Source organism: Candidatus Alistipes pullistercoris, from assembly GCF_027665465.1.
Taxonomy (GTDB): Bacteria; Bacteroidota; Bacteroidia; order Bacteroidales; family Rikenellaceae; genus Alistipes_A; species Alistipes_A hominis.
The window spans coordinates 23,357-44,443 of sequence record NZ_JAQDED010000012.1 but is presented as its reverse complement, the minus strand read 5'-3'; the positions used below and the strand labels follow the sequence as shown (position 1 = coordinate 44,443).

The window sequence follows — 21,087 nt, the reverse complement described above, 5'->3', positions numbered from 1 at the left end:
GTCGTCGGTTTTTATTTTTCCGCTTTGGATCCGGCGGAGTGCTTTTTCAATCGATACAGCAATGTTCGAAAATAATGCCGCGATGTGCTAATGTTTGTAATACAGGATTTTATGTTGTGTGGTTCGATCCGGGTGTGTAAAATTAATGGACACTGTTGAATGAATCCTTTACAGATGAGGGCAAAAGAGTGTTAAGAACCTGCTCGGAAGTCGGATGGATTGAAAATGAACGGATGGAAAAACGTGGAGCCTGGAAAGACGCAAGAAACTGGCCGGACTGCCCTCGAAATACGGCGTCGCGGTACAGGAAGACAATCCGTACGGCGAGCTAAGATTCGAAGGAGCGTCTTTGCCGTCGGTAAAGTCTTTCGACACGACCGGCAACGTCCCGTGCACGGGACGTTTTTCTAAAATTTTCTGCCCCGGATTCCGGATCGGCTGGATCGCCGGAGACAAGAACGTTATCCGCAAGTACGTCCTGGTTGGTCAAACAGGGAACCGACCTGCAATACGATGGCCCAGATGACCATCGTCCGGTATCTACAACGGTACGACATCGACCGGCATATCGGAAAGATAGTCGAAGTGTACAAAAGGCGCAGGGACGTTGCGGTCGGATCCATCGAACGTTACTTCCCCGCGAACATAAGATTCATTCGGCCCGAAGGCGGACTATTTATCTGGATCGAACTTCCGACAGGGATTTCGGCGCGCGAAATTTTAAACAAATGCCTCGAAAAAAAATAGCTTTCGTTCCGGGCAGCTCTTTTTTCCGAACGAGCATAAAGAGAATATCCTCAGGATCAATTATTCCAATATACCCGGAGACCGGATCGAGAAAGGACTTAAAATCTTCGGGGAGGTCGTCAAAGAATATATCGGCAAATCCGAATGACCTTTTCCGGCGACCGTCCCGGCGCGCAAACCTCGAAAAACGCTCTTCCCGAAGGGAGTTTTTTATTTGCCTTTCTCGCCCGAAAAAGTTCGCAGGTTGCCCTAAAATATCGCGGCGGATCTATTTTAATTAATTTTAAAAACTTATCTTTGCCTCGGAATCGGTTCCGGGGGCGCTTTTCTGTCGTCCGGATTAAAAGGGAATCGGGTGAAAATCCCGGACAGTCCCGCTGCTGTGAAGCTCCGTTTACGCTTTGATCATACGATACCACTGGTTTCGAAAGGGGCCGGGAAGGTTTCAAAGCGGGAGTCAGTCAGAAGACCTGCCGTTCGTAAAAGGCTGTTTTTGCTCGTGGGTTTAGAAAAATAGCGAAAAAAATTATCCTCGTTTTGAGAAATATACGGATGAGAAAGTATGTCAGCGTCGTAGTGGAACTTTTGAACACCGGCACGGCAATGCCGGTTTGTCGGATGTAAAGAGAGGCGGTTATGGAAAAGACATCACAGTATTCGGAAAAACTTTTGCACCGGAAGCTCGACCTGCTGCTGCGTACGGGCAAGCTATTGATGGAAAGCGCGGCGGACACGAGCCGCATCATGCGCAACATGAAACGCACGGCGGCCTACCTGGGACTGCCCGACGAACACCTGCATATTTACATCAACTACAACATGCTGATGGTAAACCTGGGCGACGAAGAACATTCGTTTTCCAAATTCCAGAGTTGCGAAAAACACGGCATCAACATGACTGCTATTTCCGCCGTCAGCAAACTCTCCTGGAGAGCCATCCGCGAGGACTATTCGCTGGAAAAATACGAGGAGGAGCTGGAAAAAATCCGTACCCGCAAACGTAACTACACCCCCTGGCAGGTAGCCGTCGGCGCGGGATTCGCCTGCGGCGGGTTCTGCATCCAGTTCGGTTGCGACTGGCCGGCCTTCTTCTACGCTTCGGTGGCCGCTATCCTGGGGTTCCGCTTGCGTGCGGTGCTCAATGATCTGGGTTCCAATCACTTTATGAATATTGCCGTCGCCGCCTTCGTCTCAACGTTGCTGGCATGGGTTTCCACGTTTATATCGACGCTCGCACTGCCCGGACCGCTCCATGCCGTTCTCCATTCCGATACGCCGTGGCATCCGCTGATGGCCTGCGCTCTTTTCATCGTCCCCGGCGTCCCGCTGATTAATTTTGTAAGCGACATGCTGGATAACTACGTGCAGGTGGGTATCACACGGGCCGTCAATACATTGCTCATCGTGGTCGCCATGTCGTTCGGCATCGCGCTGGCCATCCACGTCTGCGGGATCGACAACTTCGTGAAGGATCTGAGCATGACGCCGCATCACACCTATTTCGAATTCGCCGTAGCGGCCGCCATATCGGCCGTAGGATTTTCGATGATCTTCAATATCCCGCGCCGGTTGCTCTGGGTGGTGGCCGTAGGAGGCGTCATCGCCGTTTGCTCCCGCAACTTTGTCAATCTTGGCCCGAGCAACCACAATATCGGACTGGACATGGGTCCAGTAATCGGTTCTTTGGTCGGCTCGGCCCTTATCAGCATCATCGTAACGCGGGCGGTGCATTGGTTCCACACCCCTCACCATTGCCTATCGATTCCCAGCGTCATCCCGATGATCCCGGGCGTGCTGATGTATCGGGCGCTGTTTGCTTTCATCGATATGCGCGGCGTGGTGGGCGAAGTCACCGTAGCGATGAACAATGCCATCCAGGCCTCGCTTATGATCCTTTGCATCGCTATCGGCGTGGCCATCCCGAACATTTTTGCACGCCGCTGGATCACTCCCAAACGTCAAAAACAGTTGAAACTGCTCATCGAGCGGCGCAGGCTGCACGGTAAGTTCGTCAACCTGACGGACATCGGCTAAACGAGAAGACGCGACAGCGGCCGGCCGCCTACAATGCGGTCCCTTTTTTCGGAACGAACAATCCCGACATTTCCGCCCGTTCGAGATTCAGAAGCCGCACTTTCCGCGTAATGCCGCCCGCATAACCCGTCAGGCTTCCGTTGCTCCCGACGACGCGGTGGCAGGGCACGACGATGCTGACGGGATTGTGCCCCACGGCGCCGCCTACGGCCTGCGCCGATACGTTCCGTACTCCCTGTCGCCGGGCGATCTCCCGCGCGATCTCCCCGTAAGTGACGGTTTCCCCGTACGGGATTTGCCGCAGCACGTCCCAGACGGCGAGCCGAAACGGCGAACCTTGTAGGTGCACCGGCGGCGTAAAACCGGGGATGCCGCCGCCGAAATAACAGTCCAACCATTCCCTGACCTGCCCGAATACCGGCAGCATTTTCTCTTCGTGCCGGGCCGACAGCGTGTCGGCAAAGTATTTCTGCCCGTCGAACCACAGCCCTGTCAGGCCTTCGTCGTCGGCTGCGATCGTGATCCCGCCGAGGGGCGACCGGTATTTAAAAGTGTACTGCATCGCTGATTTATTTATTGGTTTTCTTCGATTCGATATTAGGCAGAAAGCCCGTTATTACACCCAGCAAAGGCAACAACGTACTGATCTGAAAAATATACTCGATGCTGGTTTTGTCCGCCAGCCAGCCGAAAAAGGCGGAACCGAGTCCCCCCAGCCCGAACATCAGTCCGAAAAATACTCCGGCGATCATGCCGACCTTTCCCGGCATCAGGTCGGTCGCATAGACCAGAATCGCCGAAAACGCCGACGAGATGACAAGGCCGATCACGACCGCCAGTACGATGGTGCAGGCCAGGTTGGCATAGGGAAGCATCAGCGTGAAGGGAGCGGCCCCCAGAATGGAACCCCAGATCACGTATTTCCGTCCGATGCGGTCGCCCAGCGGCCCGCCGAAGAATGTTCCGACCGCCGAAGCCGCCAGAAATGCGAAAAGACAGTACTGCGCCCTCTGTACCGACATCGAAAATTTATCCATCAAAAAGAACGTGAAATAGTTGGTCATACAGGCGATGTAAAAATATTTCGAAAATACCAATACGCCCAGGATAATGAGCGCGGCCCGGATTTTTCGCTTCGTAAGTCCGTGAGCCGGCGCCGCCGCCGTTGCGACGGTCTTGCGTGCCGCTACGGCCAGCCGCCGTTTGTACCAGTTCCCGATCTTAATAAGTATGAAAATAGCCAGCAGCGCGGCCAATGCGAACCAGCCGATCGAAGCCTGACCGAACGGAATCACGATCAAAGCCGCCAACAACGGCCCCATAGCGCTTCCCGCGTTGCCGCCGACCTGAAAGATCGACTGTGCCAGTCCTTTGCGCCCGCCCGAGGCGAGCTGCGCTACCCGCGAGGATTCGGGATGGAAAACCGACGAACCGCAGCCGATCAGGCCGACCGCCGCCAAAATAAAGACAAAGCCGGGGGCTACGGACAGCGCGAGCAGTCCGGCCAGCGTGAAACACATCCCTACGGCTAGCGAGTAGGGCCTCGGATGACGGTCCGCCAGACGTCCGGCGAAAGGCTGCAAATGCGACGAAGTCATCTGAAAAACCAGCGTGATGACGCCGATTTGTGCGAATGTAAAGCCGAATTTCTCTTTGAGAAGCGGATAGACCGCCGGAATGACGGACTGCATCATGTCGTTGAGCAGATGAGTGGTGCAAACCATCAACAGGATCGGATAAACTGTCCGGTTCATCGGATTACGGAGCGGCCGCGCGCAGGAGGAGTTCGTATTCATGGGTTACGGTTCTTTCAGGATAATGCCGATCGTATGCAGCGCCTTCCGGGCATCCCGGGCGATTATATCCCGTACCAACCGTTCGTGCGTAGGCTGCGATGCGAGAAAATAGCCCGTATCGACGTAAATGTGTTCGAAACCTTTTTGCAGGTGGATGGTCGCCGACCGGTAGAGTTCGTACAAAATCTCGTTGTGCGTAGCTTCCGCCAAAGCGACATGAAACCGGATATCCGCTTCGATACACGCCTCCAACCGCCCCGCCGCTGCCGTCGCGCCGCGTTCCGCAAGGAATCTTTCGATCTTTTCGATATCCTGCTCCGTACGCCGTCCGGCAGCCCGCTCGACGATGGCGACCTCCAGTATTCTCCGCACTTCGTCCAGGTCGCGGATGTCGGCACGGCGGAGACGTTGCGCCATCGGGTCGTCCGCCGCCGCCCGGCTCTCGACAAACGTCCCGGCTCCTTGTTGCACTTTCAGGAACCCCATGTTAACCAGTATCTTCACAGCTTCGCGCACCGTCGAACGGCCGATGCCGAAAATACGCATCAGTTCCGGCTCGGCCGGCAGTTTTTCGCCTACCTCGAATTGCCCGTCCGTAATCCGTTGGCGGAGCCGTTCGGCCAACTCTTCGGCCAGCGATCTTTTCCGTATGACCGAATCCGGTCGCTCTTTCATCATATCATCTGATGTTTCTTGCAAAGATAACCGTTTATTCGGAACCGGAGAATTTTTCCGGTATTTTCCTCCAAAATCATTATAATGGCGGCGGCTCGTTTTCGATAACCGAATGCGAAAAATAGCTTTAAAAGCGAATCCCGGAATCTATACGAAAGAGATGCAGGATGATCCCCAAGGGCTGGGTATCAATGTTTTCTTTGTTGCGGATCGCTGTTGGTAATTTATAGGTTTAGGATGTTTCTTTGTAAGAGACGGCATGGAATAATAAAATACTGTAAACAAGTGTAATAAACAATGAGAGAGTAGCGTTTATACATCATTCAGGATAAGAGATATATAAATTGGGCAATGGGATCGTCGATTCGATAACGTATTCCGAACTTTTCCGGAGTAAATGCTGTTGCGATTTGAAAGTCACGTATATAATTATATAAATCAATGTGTTAGTAATACATAAAAACGCGCGAAATAGCTATAAATGATAATGGAATATTTGGCCGTTAGATTTATATTTCCAATATTTGTACCCATAAAGTGCCGTCTCTTACAAAGAAACGATACTGATACGAAAGTGCGTATTTAGAATTTTAGTTTCCAATGACCTTAGTATTAGTGATATAGGTGATATTAGGGGATTCAGAGTTATGTCCATAGCTCAAATTTAGCGATGATTAAGCCTGAAAGCAGAGAGAATTCGAATGTCACAATGCATGGAGGAAGAACGACTCGTTTGGTATGTAATGCGTTTTCTGTATAATCGCAAATCGGATACGCGGGACCGTCTCGATAAAGCTTCTGTCGAAACATTCGTTCCTATGCGTTGCGAGATTAAAAATCGAAATGGTAAGAAAATACGCGCTTACGTTCCTGTAATATGGGATTTGCTGTTCGTTCATTCTACCGAAAAAGTTTTAGCTCCTTTTTTGGAAGCCGATAATTATTTCCAATATCGGTACCGCCGGGGCGGCAGACAGGCAGAACCTCTTATTATTCCCGACAGCCAGATGGAACAGTTTATCAATGCGGTGAAAGGATCGGAACGTCCCATTTATTTTACGCCTCAGGAGTTGAATATCGATAAAGGAACCCGAATCCGAATTCACGGAGGGCCGTTTGATGGAATTGAAGGCATATTTATGAAGGTAAAAGGCGCAAAGGCCAAACGGCTGGTGATAGAGTTGCCCAATACTTTGGCTGTCGCGGTTGAAGTCAATCCCGATCTGATCGAAATTTTATCCGAATAGACAGCGGTCGTTTCATCCCGTTCATCTCTTATTTTAACAGCCATAACCGGAATTTCCATGACCGAAACAGATTTACAGGTATTGCTTCCGTTTTTGTGTAATCACCGCATAAAAGGACAAAGCGAAGTACGTATCGATGCTCTTCTTCGTATGTATTTGTCGATTAGTATGTTGTGTTGTGTTGCGTCGTCTTGTGATTATTTGAATTGCAATAAAATTATCCGCAAGATGGACATTCTTTATCAGATCATGGATCGTACCTCGGTTAATGGTTTGTGCCGGATGTATCGCCTGGTTAAAGAATCCGCATGGGGCGTTTACGGAAAAAAAGACGAAGAATGTAGCGGATTATATTACCGACTTTTAGACAGTTATTTGAAAGATCCCGATCCAGGACAGGAGTTGGATGTACTGCGCTGTATAGCTTATGAGTTGGGAAATGTTATGGGTGATAATACGGAATTGGATTATTACCCGTTTTACCGAGCAAAGTGCGGGCAATGGGTCGGCGAACTGGATACGAAGGGTTGCTGGAGAAGACTTCCTCAGGAAATAGCCGTACGTAGGATCGAGTTGCTGCAAAATTATAGCGATGCTTTCCGGGACGATCGTTTTCACGATGCGGTGTTGCGTGCGTATAACTATTATAAGAAACGTTTGGTTCTTCCTGAGAACGCTGTCGCCGAACAACTTCCGTTGTTGACGGCATGGTATGATCTGTTGCGGATTTCCGGTGCGTTCCCTTGTGAGCACGATCTGCCGAAGCGGATTGCCGGATTGATCGAAGGGGTGGCGAATACTGTCGAGACTCGTACCGATACATGGTATCTTGCTACCAGTTACGCCGTCGAGCAATGTTGCTCCGATATTATGGACAGGGTGCAGCATGAAATAATGCAGGAGGCCGAATGAATTTGCCTGTACGTATTGGGGTAATCCCGTGTCTTTCGGGCGGTACGAGACATTCGTACCGGCCTTATAGGGATATGATATTGGGTGTGTTTCGAGAATGTCTCCTCGCTTTATGCGTCGGTGCTGGATGCAATATCTGTTACAAAAGATTTATTTTTCGGACATAGTAATGGGTAAAATCCGATGGTCGTAAATCAACTGAAAGCCGGAGCCGTTCTAAATTACGTAGTGATCGGGCTGAACTCGCTGGTCGGGCTGCTTTATACGCCCTATATGCTGCGGATGATGGGGCAGAGCGAATACGGTCTTTATTCGCTCGTGGCGTCTGTGATCGCCTATCTGACGATCATGGATTTCGGCTTTGGAAATGCTATTATCCGTTATACGGCTAAATTTCGCGCGGAAGGCAGACAGCAGGAGCAATACGCCATGTTCGGAATGTTTCTGATCCTCTATTCGGTGATCGGTATACTTGCATTCGGAGCCGGCTTGGGACTGTATTTCAATGTCGAAGCATTGTTCGGAGATACGATGACCGTCGTTGAGGTCGAACGGGCTAAGGTGTTGATGATCATTTTGATTTTTAATTTGGCCGTCACTTTTCCTCTGAGTATTTTCGGAGCCGTTGTTACGGCTTACGAAGATTTTATTTTTCAGAAAGTCGTTCAGATCGTCCGCATCTTGCTTAACACCGTCGTGATGATCTGTTTGTTGAAAATGGGGTATCGGGCCGTAGCGATGGTAGTCGTGCAAACGCTGTTCAATCTCGTTACACTGTTGTTGAATTATTATTACTGTCGTCGCAAAATCGGGATACGGATCGTTTTCGGACGTTTTCGCTGGGGGTTTCTCCGGGAAGTGACCGTTTATTCGTTTTGGATATTTCTGAATGCGATTATGGACCGCATTTACTGGGGTACGGGGCAGTTTGTGTTGGGAGCCACCGTCGGCACCGCAGCCGTGGCCGTTTTTGCCGTAGCGATTTACCTGAAAGATATGTACTATTCGTTTTCGACCTCGATATCCGGCGTTTTCCTACCCAAAGTTACGGCAATGATCACTACCGGCGCGTCGGAGCAGACCGTATCCGATCTGTTTATTCGTATCGGACGTATCCAGTACATCGTACTGGCATATGTCCTGTCTGCTTTTATTCTGTTGGGGCGGCCGTTTATCGCGTTGTGGGCCGGCGAAGGGTATGACGAAACTTATGTTATCGCGTTGATGTTTTTTGCTTCGACCCTGATTCCGATGATTCAGAATCTGGGAATTACGATTCTTCAGGCGAGGAATGAAATGAAATACAGGTCGATCCTTATTCTGGCGGTTTCCGCGGCGAGTCTGGCTGCGGCCATCCCGGCAGCCAGACAGTTCGGAGCTTTCGGTGTGGCGGCGGTAACTTCCGTAGCGGTCGTGCTGGGACATGGCATCCTGTTGAATATCTATTATAAGCGCAAAATTCATTTGGATATACCGCTTTTCTGGACGGAGATCGCGCGGATGAGTGTCGCTCCGTTGATCATTACTGTCGGCGCGTTCATCTTGTTGAAATACGTATCGGTAGACAGCGTACTCTCTTTCCTGTGTGTTGCGGTTGTTTTTTCGTTGATATATTTTCCCTGTATCTATCGGTTCTCAATGAATCAGTATGAACGCGACCTGTTCATAAAGCCTATTCGCAAAATAGTACGGCTCTGAGTAGTCCGGTTGATGCCTCGTAGACAGGCGTCTGCTGAATGGTTGTTCATTTCGGTATTTTTTAAGAAGAAATTCTCGGCGGAGACTCCTTGTAGAATACATGTCCGGATTATTTCATTCCGAATTGACAGGCCGGTAAAATGTCTGAAAAAGTATGCGGATTTTAATTATGGGAGGTACCGGCGCCATGGGATCGCACCTGGTCGGGATCCTTGCGGCCGATCCTGCGAATGAACTGACGGTTACCACCCGCAAAGAATTTCCCTCCGTCGAAAACGGTTGTATACGGTACGTACGGGGAAATGCCCATGATATCGGCTTTGTCCGATCGCTTGTCCCTGTGGGGGCGAAGTGGGACTGCATCGTGGATTTTATGGTTTATACGCCCGACGAATTCAGGGAGCGCGTGGATTTCTTGTTGTCGGTATGCAAACAATATGTTTTTTTGAGTTCGGCCCGGGTTTATGCCGGATCGAACGAGCCGATCGTCGAAACCTCGCCGAGGTTGTTGGATACCGTAAACGATGAAGTTTACCTGCGAACCGACGAATACGCCCTTGCAAAGGCCCGCGAAGAAAATTTACTGTCGCAGTCCGGAAAAACGAACTGGGTGATCGTCCGCCCTTATATAACTTACAGCGAAATACGGTTGCAACTGGGCGTACTGGAAAAAGAGCAGTGGCTATACCGGGCTATGAACGGTAGAAAAATCGTTTTTCCGAAAGATATCGCGGAAAAAATGACTACGTTGACCTATGGTTACGATGTGGCGTGCGGTATAGCCGCTGTTGCCGGAAAACCGGCGGCTAACGGCCGTGCGTTTCATGTTACTGCTGCGGAGGCGATCAGATGGAGCGATGTGCTGGGAATATACCTCGATGTACTTGAAACTCATCTGGGGACACGTCCCGGAGTGGTGATGCCTGACGCGGCTCCCAACCTGAAAAATCCGGAAACGCAATATCAGGTGCGATATGACAGATGGTATGATCGCAAATTCGACAATACGCAAATCGACCGGTTCTGCGACACGGCCGGTTTTACGAAACCGGCCGACGGATTGCGGTTCTGTCTGGAACGTTTTGTTCGGAATCCGCGGTTCGCGCAGATCGTTTGGACGGCGGAAGCCCGTTGCGACAGAATCACGGGCGAACGGACTCCGCTTCGTGAGATTCCGTCCGTAAAATTCCGCTTGGCGTATCTGGCGGCAAGGTATATGCCCCGTAATTTATTTGAACTCATACGAAAACTTATCAAACGGTAATTGATCCTTTTTTCGATAATCGTCAGACAAATATCATGGAAAAGTATTACACCTCCGAACGCAATGCGCAGATCGTGATCGCTCTGTTGAAAGCTAATAACATCCGTAAAATCATAGCATCTCCGGGCGCTACGAACATAACGTTCGTCGCTTCGATACAGCAGGATCCCTATTTCGAGATCTATTCTTCGGTCGATGAGCGTTCGGCGGCCTATATGGCGTGCGGTCTGGCGGCAGAGTCCGGCGAGCCGGTCGTCTTGAGCTGTACGGGCGCTACAGCTTCGAGAAATTACCTTCCTGGGCTGACCGAAGCCTTTTACCGGAAGTTGCCCGTACTGGCGATCACGTCGACGCAGTACGAAGGCAGGGTCGGGCATCATATACCTCAGGTAATCGATCGCAGCAGACCGCTCAACGATATCGTTCATGTAAGCGTTTCGCTTCCGGCCGTAAGGGACGAGGAAGAAGCGTGGAGTTGCGAAATAAATGCCAATAAGGCGATCCTGGCCCTCAAGCATCGCGGCGGCGGTCCGGCGCATATCAATTTGGCGACCACTTACAGCAGGGATTATTCGGTGAAGGAACTGCCGTCCGTCCGCGTGATCGACAGGATTTGTGCAGGAGACCGGTTTCCGGAATTTCCTGAAGGTAAAGTTGCCGTTTTCGTCGGTTCCCATCCGAAATGGACTTCGGAGCAGACCGAGGCGGTCGATCGATTCTGCGAGGCGCACGATGCCGTCGTTTTCTGCGATCATACGAGTAATTACAAAGGGAGATACAGGGTTCTTTATTCGTTGGTGCAGAATCAAAAGATGCTTACAACCGAAACCAACAGCGTCGATTTGCTGATTCATATCGGAGAGGTATCCGCGTCTTACTATCCTTCGGCTCGGACTGTATGGCGCGTCAGCGAGGACGGCGAGATCCGCGATACCTTTCATAAACTGCGTTATGTATTCGAAATGTCCGAGCAGAATTTTTTCGGGCATTATGCCGGTGTATCCGATAGGCATTCCGATGAATATCTGAAAAACTGTCGGGCGCTTTATCAAAAAGTTTACGACGCTATTCCGCAGAATTTGCCCTTTTCGAATGTTTGGACGGCGTATAAAATGGCGCCTCTTCTTCCGGAGAACTCCGTGTTGCATTTCGGCATTCTGAATACGCTGCGATCGTGGAATTTCTTCGAAATACCGAAGTCCGTGTTTTCCGATTCGAACGTCGGCGGGTTCGGGATCGACGGCGGCGTCTCTTCGCTGATCGGGGCTTCGTTGGCCGACCCGACCCGACTTTGTTTCGGTATTTTCGGCGATCTTGCGTTTTTCTACGATATGAATGCGGTCGGAAATCGTCATGTCGGCAACAATGTCCGGATTTTGATAATCAATAACGGCCGGGGAACCGAATTTCGTCAGTATGACCATCCTGGAGCTCTTTTCGGAGACGAAGCCGATCCTTATATCGCAGCGGCAGGGCATTTTGGCAACAAATCGCAGGCATTGATCCGGCACTATGCGGAAGATCTCGGATTCGAATACATGTGCGCTTCGGACAAAAATGAATTCGAAGCGCTGTACGAGCGGTTCCTCTCTCCTGAACCGGCCGCCCGGCCGATGCTTTTCGAAGTGTTTACCGACAGCGGGGACGAGAGCGATGCCCTTCGCGCCATTCGCTCCGTCGAACAGAATACGACAGGGAAGTTGGTGGATTTCGCACGATCGGTTATGAGCGAAAAACAAAAAAGTTTCATCAAAAAAACGCTGGGCCGGTAACTATTGGCTTTTTGTCTCATAAGAATATTTGCAGAATATGAAAATTGGAATCGTAACTTTCTGGAACAGCGAGGATAATTACGGTCAAATACTTCAGTGTTATGCTCTTCAGCGTTTTCTGCGGGATAAAGGGCACGATGCTTTTCTGATAAGATATGCGCCCGGACGGAAAATAAACCTGAAATGGGTTTTGTCTCTTCCGTGTAGAATCGTCAGGAAGATCTCGCTACGGTTATTCCGTCGGAAGGAATTCCGTTTTTCGCAGCGATTTAAAGAAATGAACCGGATCGTGAGGCAGGAGAATGCTGCCCATCCGCGTCATTTTTCGACATTCAAAGAGCGCTTTATTGCGGTCACTTCGAGAGTCTATGATCAATATGATATTTTCACCGATCCGCCCGGGGCGGATGCATACATCGCCGGAAGCGATCAGGTCTGGGGATCGGTCGATCCGGTCTATTACCTGATGTTCGTGCCGGAAGGTTGCAAAAAAATTGCTTATGCGCCGTCGTTCGGCGGTATGAAACTCGCCGGGAGCCTCCGGAAAAAGATTAAACGGTACATATCCGGGTTCGACGTACTGGCATTGCGGGAGCGACAGGGCGTGGAAATATGCAGGGAGTTGGGACGCAGCGACGCTTCATTGGTACCCGATCCTACTTTGCTGTTGTCCGTGCACGATTATTCGTCGATAGCCGCCCCGTGCCTATATTCGCAGGATTACCTGCTGCTTTACCTGCTCGGCAATGAAATCGATTTCGATGTGGCCGAAGTTTATGCTTGGGCTCGAAGCCGGCATATCGAGGTGAAATACGTCGCAAGTCAGGGACGGCAGGACGCATACGACAAAATCTATCCCAATGTGGACGAGTGGCTCAGTCTGATCCGGAATGCCCGGTACGTCGTCACCAATTCGTTCCATGGAATGGTGTTCAGTATTATTTTCAATAAACCGTTCGTCGTCATTCCGTTGGCCGGGTCTTTTACGCGGATGAACGATCGTATCTTCGATACGCTGTCGGCGGTGCATCTGACCGAAAGGATTTATAAAAATTCACTCGATATTTTACTCGACCCGCTGGACATCCGGGCGATCAACGATTATTTGAAACAAACGGGGAACGACATATCCCTAAAATTCGACTATTGGCTGGGAGCGTAAATAGTGCCCGGCATATATGCCTCGAAGTCGTCTGTCGACGTCGGTTCCGGGGAATTCGGGGCAGGCTGTACGTTCTCCCCATAAGATTGATCAAAAGCATCGGCCGCATGGCGAACGCTTGCCGTAATCGATAGAGCGGCATTTATTCGGATGTACTACCTCATTTTTTTCTTATTTATCGTCGTATGCTGCAGCCTCTCGCTGCACGGTCGTTTGTCTCCGGAAACTAAACGGGGATTGCAATTTTTGTTGTTTATCTTTTTCTGGTTTACGGCCGGATGGAGGTATGAAACGGGGACGGATTACCTGGCGTATGTCCGGATTTTCGACAGTTCCTCCGATCTCAGCCATTTATTGCATACGGGTACGTTCGATGTGCCGATGATCGAACCGGGGTATCTGTTTATTAATTCCATATTCATTTCGTTGGGAGTGGATGTCAATTACATGTTTCTGTTTATCTCTTTCTGTACGACTTTACTGTTATTCCGTTCATTCGAAGATTATCTGCCCGATTATAAATACCTCGGATTGTTGACTTACTTCGCTTTCATCTATTTTCAAATGGATATGAGCGGATTGAGACAGGCCATCGCATTGAATGTATTTTTCGTGGCGCTTCGATATATTTACAGGCGCCAGTTTTGGCGTTATACGCTTTGTATCCTGTTAGCTGCGACTTTTCATGTGTCGGTGATCATCGTTTATCCGTTATATTTCTTTTTGAATAAAAAAATATCGTCCCGGCTGATCGTGGGAACGTCCGTGGCAGGATTGCTGGTAATCGGTTTGCAGTTGCCGATTATAGGTTGGATAACCGAATATCTGATTTCACCGCTTTTCTCGTCGAATATACTATACAAGGTATTGTATTATACGACTTCCGATATAGAACCCTGGCCGATCAATATTAAAGTATTCTTCTACCTGGCCATACTCTTTGTCATCGTATATAACCGAAATAAACTGGCGGAACGTTTTCCTTATTTCAATATTATATTGAATCTGCTTTTCCTTTTTGTGCTGCTCAGAAACGTATTGTGGGAATCCGTCGAACTGGATATGCGATTGGGCTTTTACATGTCGTTGGGCATGACGATGGGATTTCCGCTGTTATTCGAGATCGTATCCCGGAAATTGATCCGGCAGTTGACCTTCGTAGTTTTCGTTTTTGTCAACTGGTATCAATGTCAGAATTATTTCTTTTCGATCCCGACTTTTTCGCCGTACCAGAATTACATCGTGCATAAAATCTTTAAGCTCCCCAGTAACGGCGAGGAGCGTTTGTACGAATTGATGAATCGTGAAAATAATGACTAAAACCCGGCTCCTCATCGTCGCGCATTCGGGTTATATGGGAGGGGCGGAGACCGTGCTGGCGCACGCGATCAACAACGTGTTGTCGGATTCTTCCCGGTATGAAACGGATGTATATTACCCGCTGGGAACGGGTTCCCTTTTCAGAACAGCGCTTCGTTCGGAAACCGTAAGGCGATGTTGCGCATTGCCTTACCGGAATATAGCTTCGGGCTCATTAAAGACATTGATTGTTCTCCTGTACAGCCTTCCGACGATTTTGTGGCTTATCGCTGTCTGCCTGTTCCGCAAGACCGATCGGATTTATGTGAACAGCGCTGTTAATTTCCCCGGAGCATGGGTCGCTTACATTACGGGGAAACGCTGTCTGTGGCATATTCATGAGCAGCCCAATGCACATACCGATTACCTCCCCCGCTGGATGATTTCGACCTATCGAAAACTGTTTACGGCATCCAATATCACTCCCGTATTCGTGACCGAACGGTGCCGTAGGTTATGGAGTCAAAAATTAGCGTGCGATTTCCCCGTTTACAGGATTGCTTATCCTCCGTTGAAAGAGCTGCCTTTAACGGTTTCGAAGAAAACAGGAACGGCTCTCACGATCGGTTATCTGGGGGCTTTGATTCCGGGGAAGAACGTCGCTGCGCTCGTGCGGTCTTATGCGCGGTTGCATACTTCTCATCCGCAGGATCCTCCTTATTTGCTGATATGCGGAAGCGGGCCTTGCCTGCATGAATTGCAGGATTTGGCCCGTACGCTTCATGTAGAGACGTTTACCGAGTTCCGGGCTTTTCAAAACGATGTGTCCGGCTTTTTTGCCGATATCGATATGCTTGTCCAGCCTTCGCTGAACGAATCGTGGGGATTGACTGTTTTGGAAGCCATGAGCCAGCGGAAGGCGGTCATTACGACGACGGAAACCGGTTTGCACGAGATACTGACCGGAGAAGAGTGCCTGTTTTTCGACCCGTCCGACGAAGACGAATTGTATAAGTGTTTGGAAGCATTACAGGAGGAAGGGCTTCGCAACAGGCTGTCTTCTAACGGATATGATAAAGTCCGCCTTCTAAATCTCAATCATCAGTTTGAACTAACGATAAAAGACATATTATGACTATTCCGAAACTTATTGCATTTTATTTCCCTCAGTTTCACGCTATTCCGGAAAACGACGTGTGGTGGGGGGCCGGATTTCATGATTGGCAACTGGTGCAAAATGCAAAACCGCTGTTTAACGGACACTATCAACCCCGTATCCCCATAGATGGAAACTATTACAACCCCTGTGATAAAGAGACGCTTGCCAAACAGGCTCGGCTGGCTTCGGAATACGGTGTCGGAGGATTTTCTTTTTATCATTATTGGTTCGACGGTAAATTGATGCTGGAGAAGCCGCTGGAGACTTTTCTGGAACATAAGCAGATTGATATTCCGTTTTGTCTGACCTGGGCCAACGAGACCTGGACACGGGCATGGATAGGACATCCCGAAGCGGTATTGATACAACAGAATCATACGGACAATGTAGATCTGTGGCGCAGGCATTTCGATTACCTGTTGCCGTTTTTCAAAGACGAGCGGGCAATCCGCATCGACAATAAGCCTTTATTGTTGATTTATCAGCCGTTTATTATTGCGAATACGCAGGAAATGTTCGGATACTGGCGTAAATGGGCGGAAGAAAGCGGCCTGCCCGGTTTATACCTGATGGCCGTCAAAGGACACCAATATCCTTCCTGCGATTTTCTAAAATCATATGATGGTTTGTTAAAAACGCAGCCACGGGAAGCCTTCGGTTCGAAACATTTCAAACATCAGAATCTAACGGATCGTTTTTACTGGCTGCGCAAACTCCCGGAAAGCATTCAAAATTATTTGCGTAAAATCAATCAAAGTATACGCAGCTATCAAATCATCGATGCGAATGAATTGTGGGAGGTGATTTTAAAAAATGCTTATTGTCCCGAATTCAAAGAGTCTGTCGATATTTATGAAACGGCGTTTTTTGACTGGGATAATACGGCCCGCTACAAAAACAAGGCAAAAATATACCGGGGGCTCTCTTTCGACTCCATGGAAAACAACCTGACCGAACTCATGAAAAAGGCGCGGGAGCACGACTCTCCTTATGTGTTTTTCAATGCATGGAACGAATGGTCGGAAGGCGCTTATCTTGAACCCGACTTGAGAAACGGTTACCGTTATCTGGAGATCGTAAAGCGTGTGAATCAAAATCTGAGTGCGCTGTAGGATGCGCAGGTTGCCGATTGAATCTCTGTTATGACTTTCGGTATTCTGTTTCGCTAGTTATTGTCCCTGTTTACATTCGGCTTTAAAATTCAATCGAACAAATAATACAGGATAGTCCTGTATCGGCGCCGCGTTGTTGCTGCCCGTATAGGACTGTTCGGTGCATATATCAATTATGAAAACAAAAATTCTGCACATTCAGGTGCTTCCGAAATTATCCGGCGTACAACGCGTATCTCTGGAGATTATGAAGAGTCTGCCCGATAGCCAGTATGACAAATGGATACTTTTCAGCGATTCGACGGACGTCGGCGATCGGGAGCAGTGTGAAAGAGAATTCCGGAGAGCCGGCGTTCGGGTTATCTACTCGAATAAAATGAAGCGAGCGATCGGATTGTCGGATATCGGAGCTGTCCGGGAGATTTATCGGTTATGCCGGCGGGAAAGATTTGACATCGTACATACCCATTCCACGAAACCGGGTGTGGTCGGGCGCATAGCGGCGACGTTGGCCCGTACGCCGCGGGTAATACATACCGTGCACGGACTGGCCTTTCATAAATTCGTCGGGCTTCCCCGGTGGCTGTTTTACTGGGGATGCGAGATGTTTGCGTCGTTGTTTTGCGACAGAATCATCCTGGTCAACCGTTATTACAGCAAATATTTCAAATGGTGCGCCCGTAAAGTTTCGACCGTTTATAACGGGATAGATTTTTCCGCTTATCCGGGACATCTTCCGGTTTCTCAGAAAGGAACGACGCCCCGGATTCTTTTTGTCGGCAGGCTGGATACGCCGAAAGACCCTCTGACTTTTCTCGAAGCGGCGAAAATCCTTATCGGGGAATACCCCGACGCAAAGTTTACTATGGTCGGAGACGGCGAAAAATACGGGGAGTGCAAGCGTTTTATCCGAGACAATGGTTTGACGGCCAGTATCGATTTGGCCGGATGGCAGCAAGATGTTTCATCGTTCTATGTTTCGCACGATATTTTTGCGATGTCTTCGATCTACGAATCTTTCGGATTGATTTTCGTCGAAGCCGCCCATTACGGGCTTCCGGTAGTTGCGACCAACGTGGAAGGTATTCCCGAGGTCGTTTCGGACGGAGAAACCGGACTGTTATGCAATCCGCGTGATCCGCAGGCTTTGGCGAAAAATATGATGACCCTGATCCGGCACCCGGAACTTCGGGATTCTTTCGGACAAGCGGCCCGCAAACGGGCATATGCCCTGTTTACGAGCGAACTTATGACCGATCGTTACAAAAAAGTTTATCGGGAACAGCGTAAAATGCCGGTGACATGAGGGCGTCCCGAACGGGCCGGCTTGTATATCCGACTTGAGGGCGGTTCCGCTCAGTGGGCAAAATATTCGTATTTATTTTTTCCGGTATGCGGATCAAAATCGCCTGAGGCCATCGGCCTCAGGCGATTTTGATTGATCGTCGTTTGTAAATCGGGTTAAAATACGAAGCTATATTCGCCGGACAGCACTTCGAACACCTGTTTGCCGTTTACGGTGCCCCGATACCTGATGTTTTCGTCGTCCGCCGCGACGGTATGTCCCGATTCGGTGATCTTTTCCCTCGCCGCTGCGGGGAAGTGCACCTCGGCGCTGCAATTGGCCGGTATCCGGATATTCCATTCCGTTTTTTTGCGCTTCGTCCGCCGCCACCTGCTCTCTATTTTTCCGGAAACCGAATGGTGGGACGCTTCGACGAAGTCGAGTCCTTCGGGAAAGTCGGGATTCATGACGATCCGCCGGAAGGCCGGTTTCGCGGGATCGGTTCGGATGCCTGCAAGGTTCTCGTAAAACCATACCAGCAGGTCGCCGAGCATCATCACGTGGTTTTGCGAATTCATATCGGGTGCGGCCGTATCGAAATTCCAGAGCTCCCAGATCGTCGTGGCGCCATGCGTTATCATATAACCCCAACTCGGGTAGGTCTTTTTGAGGGCGATGCCGAGCGCGAGATCCGGACGGCCGATGCCCGAAAGCGTTTTCATCAGCCATTGGGTGCCGATGACGCCCGTACTCAGGTGGCCCCGATTCTTCACCTCGACGAGGTCGCCGACGTAAGCGGTCACGCGGGGCAGTTCTTCCGCCGGCACCATTCCGAACGCTACCGGCAACAGGTTGGATGTGAGTTCCCCATTGTCGTAATAGCCGTCCTCGGAACGGTAGAACCTGCGGTTGAATCCGTTTTTGATGTTTTCGCCCAGCTCGGCGTAATAGGCTTTATCCTGCGGCCTGCCGGTCAGTTCGGCGAATTTTTGCATCAGTCCGGTGAAATGATAATAGTATGCCGTGGATAGGAGCGGGTTCGGTTTTTTTACGTTCCCGCTCAATCCTTTCCCGGCCTCGGCCGTAGAGGGAGGCGCGCACCAGTCGCCGTAGACGTCCCTGCTGACGATATACTCCGCGGTCATGTAACGCCCTTTCATGTAGGCCAGCCATTTCTTCATGGCATCGTAATGATCCGATACGGCGGAGAGGTCTCCCGTCTGGGTATAAAGCATGTCCGCTATGATCAGCATGACTCCGGGCCAGGTCATGTTGTCGCTGAAATAGCGCCAGAAGTCGGGCGCCAGGTCCGGCAGCGAACCGTCCGCTTTCTGCGCCCTTTTCAGGTCGTCGAGCAACTTGCGATAGAGCTTCGCATTGTCGAACACGAAATTCTCTCCCAGAGCGGCTACTCCCCGGTCGCCCAGCCACGGCTGTTTTTCGTTGCGCTGCGGACAATCCACCGGCATTCCCTTGTAGTTGCCCGCAATGCCCCACCAGGCATTGCGGTAGATCCTGTTGAGCAACTCGTCCGAGGTTTTGAAACTGCCTACCGTACGCATATCGTCGGAGACCATGCAGGCCGTGAAATCGGACGGGTCGCATTGTCCGGGATAACCGGAGACTTCGACGAATCGGAAACCGTAGTACGTAAAAGCCGGTTCGTAGGTTTCTCGTTCGCCGCCCCGCAGGGTGTACAACCCTTCGGCTTTGGCGCTCCGGAGGTTGGCCGTGAATAGCTCTCCGTTTTCGTCGAGCGATTCGGCGTATCTCAGCCGGACAGTCTGTCCGCGCTCTCCGCGGACGCTGAAACGCATCCATCCCGTCAGGTTTTGCCCGAAATCGACGATGAACCGGCCGTCCGTTTTCTCCGTTACGGAGACGGGGGCGAGTTCTTTTACGACCTTCATCGGGTCGGTCGTCTGCGCCTCGTAGGTTCCGCCCGGCTCCTGGACGAACTCGGCCTGCAGCCATCCGCCGTCGTCGAATCCCGGCGCGTCCCAGCCCGGAAACTCCCGGGTCGCGTCGTACTCTTCGCCGTCGTACAGGTTGTTGGCCCGGATGGGGCCGTCGGCCGTTCCCTTCCACGAGTCGTTCGTGAAGATCACTCTCGAGGAGCCGTCGGCGTAGGTGATCGCCAGGTTGAACAGTACTTTCGGATAGCCGAAGTTTTTTATTTTGAACGCTTGCTGGAACTGCTGCATCGTGAAATACATACCGTTTCCGAGGACTATGCCGATCGCGTTGCGGCCGCGTTTCAGCGCGTCCGTTACGTCGAATGCATTGTACTTTACGTTTTTGGTAAATTCGGTCTGTACGGGAGCCAGTACCCGGTCGCCTATTTTTCGGCCGTTGATGCGAAGTTCGTAAAATCCGAGCCCGATGATATAAGCCGTCGCCGAACGGATCTCCTTGTCGCAGTCGAACTCTTTGCGGAAGTAGCGTGCGGAGAGTCGCGAACCTTGCGGATCGCCGTCCCACGGGAAGCGGCGGTCGAAACCGATCCATTGGCCGACCCAGTCTTGGAATTGAAGAAGCCCGACCTGCCATAGCGCCGGTTCGCTCCATGCCGTTTCTCCTTTGTTGGTATTCGCTTTTACCTTCCAGTAGTAATAGCTGTTGCGCTGCAGCGGCTTTCCCGCATATTTTATCCCCGACGTCGCGTCGCTTTCGATCTCTCCCGAATCCCACATGTCGCCCTGGTCGCGGTCGAGCAGAGTCTTGTCCGTAGCGACGAGGATCCGGTAAGCCGTCTGAAGCACGCCCCGCCGGTCGGATTCGAGTTCCCAGCTCAGCCGCGGCTGCAATACGTCGATCCCGATCGGGTCGGTCATCTCTTCGCAGCGGAGGCGGGCTATGCGCTCGTTCGCAAATAGGCTGCCGGTCAGTAGCAGCAGGGCGGATAACAATAGTTTTTTCATGGGT

At 50.6% G+C, this 21,087-nt stretch carries 15 protein-coding genes, 1 pseudogene and 1 riboswitch; of the genes and pseudogenes, 12 read left to right on the top strand and 4 right to left on the bottom strand.

All coding sequences use genetic code 11. The annotated features are described in order from the left end of the window. Positions 1-244 precede the first annotated feature (244 nt). Both PGR91_RS13620 and PGR91_RS12785 read left to right on the top strand, forming a co-directional pair. Positions 245-526, top strand: a pseudogene (locus PGR91_RS13620) (hypothetical protein); the annotation flags it as partial. Positions 527-1,039: 513 nt separating this feature from the next. Next, a riboswitch (cobalamin riboswitch) is annotated at positions 1,040-1,240 on the top strand. A gap of 143 nt (positions 1,241-1,383) precedes the next feature. Next, positions 1,384-2,781 (top strand): threonine/serine ThrE exporter family protein, encoded by a 1,398-nt coding sequence (locus PGR91_RS12785; RefSeq protein WP_055205105.1) that lies wholly within the window; start codon positions 1,384-1,386, stop codon positions 2,779-2,781. Between the two features lie 28 nt (positions 2,782-2,809). Here PGR91_RS12785 and PGR91_RS12780 read toward each other — a convergent pair whose 3' ends face one another. Genes PGR91_RS12780 through PGR91_RS12770 form a run of 3 tightly spaced genes read right to left on the bottom strand, consistent with a single transcriptional unit; the run spans position 2,810 to position 5,255 of the window. Beyond that, entirely contained in the window at positions 2,810-3,343 is a 534-nt protein-coding gene (locus PGR91_RS12780) for a methylated-DNA--[protein]-cysteine S-methyltransferase (protein WP_101573993.1), read from the bottom strand. Between the two features lie 7 nt (positions 3,344-3,350). Further along, entirely contained in the window at positions 3,351-4,535 is a 1,185-nt protein-coding gene (locus PGR91_RS12775) for an MFS transporter (RefSeq protein WP_118657261.1), read from the bottom strand. Between the two features lie 45 nt (positions 4,536-4,580). Beyond that, the gene (locus tag PGR91_RS12770) at positions 4,581-5,255 is read right to left on the bottom strand and encodes a FadR/GntR family transcriptional regulator (RefSeq protein ID WP_259336745.1); all 675 of its coding nucleotides are present in this window, start codon (positions 5,253-5,255) and stop codon (positions 4,581-4,583) included. Between the two features lie 710 nt (positions 5,256-5,965). On the opposite strand from PGR91_RS12770, the gene PGR91_RS12765 reads away from it, so the two are divergent. From PGR91_RS12765 to PGR91_RS12720, 10 genes are all read left to right on the top strand, one after another. Next, the gene (locus tag PGR91_RS12765) at positions 5,966-6,499 is read left to right on the top strand and encodes a UpxY family transcription antiterminator (RefSeq protein WP_172970798.1); all 534 of its coding nucleotides are present in this window, start codon (positions 5,966-5,968) and stop codon (positions 6,497-6,499) included. Positions 6,500-6,556: 57 nt separating this feature from the next. Next, on the top strand, positions 6,557-7,411 hold the full coding sequence (locus PGR91_RS12760; protein ID WP_101573997.1) for a hypothetical protein: 855 nt from the start codon (positions 6,557-6,559) through the stop codon (positions 7,409-7,411). Positions 7,412-7,594: 183 nt separating this feature from the next. Continuing rightward, positions 7,595-9,109, top strand: a complete 1,515-nt coding sequence (locus tag PGR91_RS12755; protein WP_118458262.1) for an oligosaccharide flippase family protein — start codon at positions 7,595-7,597, stop codon at positions 9,107-9,109. Between the two features lie 154 nt (positions 9,110-9,263). Further along, entirely contained in the window at positions 9,264-10,373 is a 1,110-nt protein-coding gene (locus PGR91_RS12750) for an NAD-dependent epimerase/dehydratase family protein (protein ID WP_101574001.1), read from the top strand. A gap of 35 nt (positions 10,374-10,408) precedes the next feature. Continuing rightward, on the top strand, positions 10,409-12,145 hold the full coding sequence (locus PGR91_RS12745) for a thiamine pyrophosphate-binding protein (RefSeq protein ID WP_101574002.1): 1,737 nt from the start codon (positions 10,409-10,411) through the stop codon (positions 12,143-12,145). A 37-nt stretch (positions 12,146-12,182) separates the two neighbouring features. Beyond that, entirely contained in the window at positions 12,183-13,307 is a 1,125-nt protein-coding gene (locus tag PGR91_RS12740) for a polysaccharide pyruvyl transferase family protein (RefSeq protein WP_145996583.1), read from the top strand. Positions 13,308-13,544: 237 nt separating this feature from the next. Then, positions 13,545-14,627, top strand: coding sequence for an EpsG family protein (locus tag PGR91_RS12735; RefSeq protein WP_180951586.1), 1,083 nt, complete (start codon positions 13,545-13,547; stop codon positions 14,625-14,627). Beyond that, entirely contained in the window at positions 14,620-15,741 is a 1,122-nt protein-coding gene (locus PGR91_RS12730) for a glycosyltransferase family 4 protein (RefSeq protein WP_101574007.1), read from the top strand. The genes PGR91_RS12735 and PGR91_RS12730 overlap by 8 nt, the downstream gene beginning before the upstream one ends. Beyond that, entirely contained in the window at positions 15,738-16,877 is a 1,140-nt protein-coding gene (locus PGR91_RS12725) for a glycoside hydrolase family 99-like domain-containing protein (RefSeq protein WP_101574009.1), read from the top strand. The genes PGR91_RS12730 and PGR91_RS12725 overlap by 4 nt, the downstream gene beginning before the upstream one ends. A gap of 175 nt (positions 16,878-17,052) precedes the next feature. Next, complete coding sequence (locus PGR91_RS12720) at positions 17,053-18,183, top strand: glycosyltransferase family 4 protein (protein WP_101574011.1); 1,131 nt, start codon at positions 17,053-17,055, stop codon at positions 18,181-18,183. Positions 18,184-18,338: 155 nt separating this feature from the next. On the opposite strand, the gene PGR91_RS12715 is transcribed toward PGR91_RS12720, so the two are convergent. Continuing rightward, a complete protein-coding gene (locus tag PGR91_RS12715) occupies positions 18,339-21,083 on the bottom strand; it encodes an alpha-L-rhamnosidase (protein ID WP_219618099.1) in 2,745 nt (914 codons plus the stop codon). Between the last annotated feature and the right edge of the window lie 4 nt (positions 21,084-21,087).